Below are 3,122 nucleotides of genomic sequence, written 5' to 3'. Positions count from 1 at the left end.
ACGTCGGCGCCCTGTACTCCTGCCGCCGCCAGCAGCCGAGTGGTCAACTCCAGGCCGCCGGGACGCAGCACCCGTTTGCCCAGCCGCGCGAGTAACCACTGGCCCGGCAGATCGGCATCAGACCGCTCGGCGAGGGGAAGGTCATCTCTTCCGGTCATTTTCGTTGTCTCCTTCCGACGAACGAGAGCGCGAAGATCGCGCTGAAGATGGCGCAGGCGTAGGCCAGTGCGGCGTTCTGGCCCCACGGCGGCGCCAGCACGATGTCCTGCCCCGTGGCGAACACCGCGTTCAGCACGGGCATGAACCGCTGCAGCGATGCTCCGCTCGGCAGATATCCGGCCGCAGTCTCGACGACGTAGGCCCAGATGAGGATCGCGGCGACGCCGCCCACCCGCGACCGCACAAGCGCCCCGACTCCGATGCCGGCACCTGCCGCGAAGAACGCATACACCGGAACCGTCCACAACAGTCGGCGTGCCGTGGAATCGGTGAGCGACACCTCGCCGTAGACCAGCTCGGAGATCATCGGCAGGCCGAGCAGGACGACTACGGTCGTCGCGACGGCCAGCGTCGCGCTCAACGTGCCGTAGAACAGCCATTTTCCCACCAGATCGGGCCACCGCCGCGGTAAGGCGAGGCGGATGTGATCGGCTGTGCGGTAAGACGATTCGGCTGACTGGCCGTCGGCCGCTGCGGCGGCCATGACGATCACAGTCACTGCGATCACCCAGTAGGCGGCATTGGAGGTGGAGACCTGGAGAATCGACACCTGTCCCGGGATGCGCGCGAACATCTCGGCGACCGCGGCGATCACGAATGTGATCGCCAACGGGACACCGACCGCCACCGGCACGAGCACCGTCCAGAGCGGACTACGTCCTGCGGTCCGGACAGTTTCGGCGTGAACGCTCCGGCGCACCAGGTCCGCGCCCGTCATCGTCGCGCCGTCTCGAGGACCGAACTGCGCGCCAGCAGCGCGTGTTCGAGCCACAACCGCGGATCGTCGCCGGCAGGCACCAACTCGTCGAGGGTTCCGCTTTCAGCGACACGACCGCGGTCCAGGATGAGCAACCGGTCGGCGGTCAACACGACTTCGCTCAACAAGTGGCTGGCGAGGATGATCGTCCTGCCGTCGGCTGCCAGCCGGCGCAGCAACGTGCGCAGCCACACGATGCCCGGCACGTCGAGGCCGTTGAGCGGTTCGTCGAAGACAATGGCCGCCGGATCCGCCAACAGGGCCGCGGCGATTGCGAGTCGCTGTCGAAATCCCAATGACAGCTTGGCGATTCGCTCGTCACGGTGCTCGGACAGGCCGGCCTCGGTCAGCACCGTCTCGACGCGCTTCGAGCTGATGCCAGCGAGCGCCGCCAGCCACGCGAGGTGCCGCGAGACGGTATGTCGCGGATTCATCGCTTCGGGGCCGAGGTGCGCGCTGATCAGCCGGCTGGGCTCGGGCTCGTCACGGGGGGTACGTCCGCACACGGTCACAGTGCCGCCGTCCGGGTGATCCAAGCCGGCGATGAGCCGAAGCAGCGTGGTCTTACCCGCGCCGTTCAGGCCAAGCAGGGCAGTCACCGACGCTGACGGGAAACTCGCCGTGACGTCGGAGATCGCTCGGCATGAACCAAATCGCTTGGACAGGTTGGAGACTTCGATCATCGGCGGCTATTGAAAGTTGCACGGGATCGGCAGGCCCAACGTCTTGATGCCGTTGCACAGCGACTTGCTCGCGAGCTTCCATCGTCCGTCGATGCGGCGCCACTCGGCGGTGATCTGCACCGTCGGCGAACCCTGGCGGTTCGCGTTGATGACAGCGGTGTGCGTATCGCCGTCGTGGGTTTCAGGGCCGGTGACCTGGCTCGAACCGCGTGGCGGACGGAAGAATCCGACGCGGTACACCATCTTCGGAACGACCACCGCGCGACTGCCGCCCTCCAACTGCGCGGCCTTCACCTCATCCGGGGCCGGCGTGGCCACGAGCAGCCGGATCTGCGTATCCAATTCGGCCAAGGTGGGCACCTCGGAGGTGATCGCGAAACCCTGGTCGGGGCCGGGCTGGGCATCCGCCGCCGGAGCGACCACTGCCGTGAGACCGGCCCAGCTCAACGCGACGGCCAGCGCACTGATTCGCATCGCCACAACCGGCTCCTTATTTGAAGGAAACTTTTCCGGTTAATGTAGATGGCAACGCAGAATGAGGCAAGCCTTACCTTTGAGGCGGTCTTGGTAGGTGACATTCAGCGCGGGGGCGCAACGCCGCGCTGGGCGACGAGTGTCGGATTAGCCGACATCAAATTGCCTATGCCGCAGGACAACCCGACACTCGACGCCCAGTCGTCACAACATGCAGCTGACGCAACCCTCCACCTCAGTGCCCTCCAGGGCCATCTGACGCAACCGGATGTAGTACAGCGTCTTGATGCCCTTGCGCCAGGCGTAGATCTGCGCCTTGTTAACGTCGCGCGTAGTCGCGGTGTCCTTGAAGAACAGTGTCAGGCTCAGCCCCTGATCGACGTGTTGAGTGGCAGCCGCGTAGGTGTCGATGACCTTCTCGTAGCCGATCTCGTACGCGTCCTGGAAGTACTCCAGGTTCTCGTTGGTCATGTACGGCGCCGGGTAGTAGACGCGGCCGATCTTGCCTTCCTTACGGATCTCGACTTTGCTCGCGATCGGGTGGATCGAGCTGGTCGAGTGGTTGATGTAGCTGATCGACCCCGTCGGAGGCACCGCCTGCAGGTTCTGGTTGTAGATGCCGTGCTGCTGCACCGACTCCTTCAACCGCAACCAATCCTCTTGCGTCGGAATGCGAATGTCCGCATCGGCGAACAGCTGCTTGACGCGATCGGTCTTGGGCTCCCACACCTGCTCGGTGTACTTGTCGAAGAATTCGCCGGACGCGTACTTCGACTTCTCGAACCCCTTGAAGTGCGCGCCCCGCTCGATTGCAATCCGATTCGACGCACGCAGCGCGTGGTACAGGACGCAGTAGAAGTAGATGTTCGTGAAGTCGACGCCCTCTTCGGACCCGTAGAAGACCCGCTCGCGGGCCAGGTAGCCGTGCAGATTCATCTGCCCCAGCCCGATCGCATGAGAGTCGTTGTTGCCCTGCTCGATCGACGGCA

3 protein-coding genes and 2 pseudogenes are annotated in these 3,122 nt (G+C 64.7%); all 5 read right to left on the bottom strand.

Features of this window, described 5'->3' with window-relative positions; all coding sequences use genetic code 11:
• Positions 1-158 (bottom strand): annotated as a pseudogene (locus A5663_RS22605) (SAM-dependent methyltransferase); the annotation flags it as partial.
• Positions 155-937, bottom strand: coding sequence for an ABC transporter (locus tag A5663_RS11445; protein WP_068148325.1), 783 nt, complete (start codon positions 935-937; stop codon positions 155-157). The gene A5663_RS11445 and the pseudogene A5663_RS22605, both read right to left, overlap by 4 nt.
• Positions 934-1,659, bottom strand: coding sequence for an ABC transporter ATP-binding protein (locus tag A5663_RS11440; RefSeq protein WP_068148322.1), 726 nt, complete (start codon positions 1,657-1,659; stop codon positions 934-936). Before A5663_RS11440 ends, A5663_RS11445 begins: the two co-directional genes overlap by 4 nt.
• A 6-nt stretch (positions 1,660-1,665) precedes the next feature.
• Complete coding sequence (locus tag A5663_RS11435) at positions 1,666-2,133, bottom strand: hypothetical protein (protein WP_068148328.1); 468 nt, start codon at positions 2,131-2,133, stop codon at positions 1,666-1,668.
• A gap of 204 nt (positions 2,134-2,337) precedes the next feature.
• Positions 2,338-3,122: pseudogene (locus A5663_RS11430) on the bottom strand (ribonucleotide-diphosphate reductase subunit alpha); the annotation flags it as partial.

Source organism: Mycobacterium sp. E740 (assembly GCF_001672895.1).
Classification (GTDB): Bacteria; Actinomycetota; Actinomycetes; order Mycobacteriales; family Mycobacteriaceae; genus Mycobacterium.
Note: the sequence above shows the minus strand (reverse complement) of the source record. Positions and strands in the feature narration are given on the sequence as shown.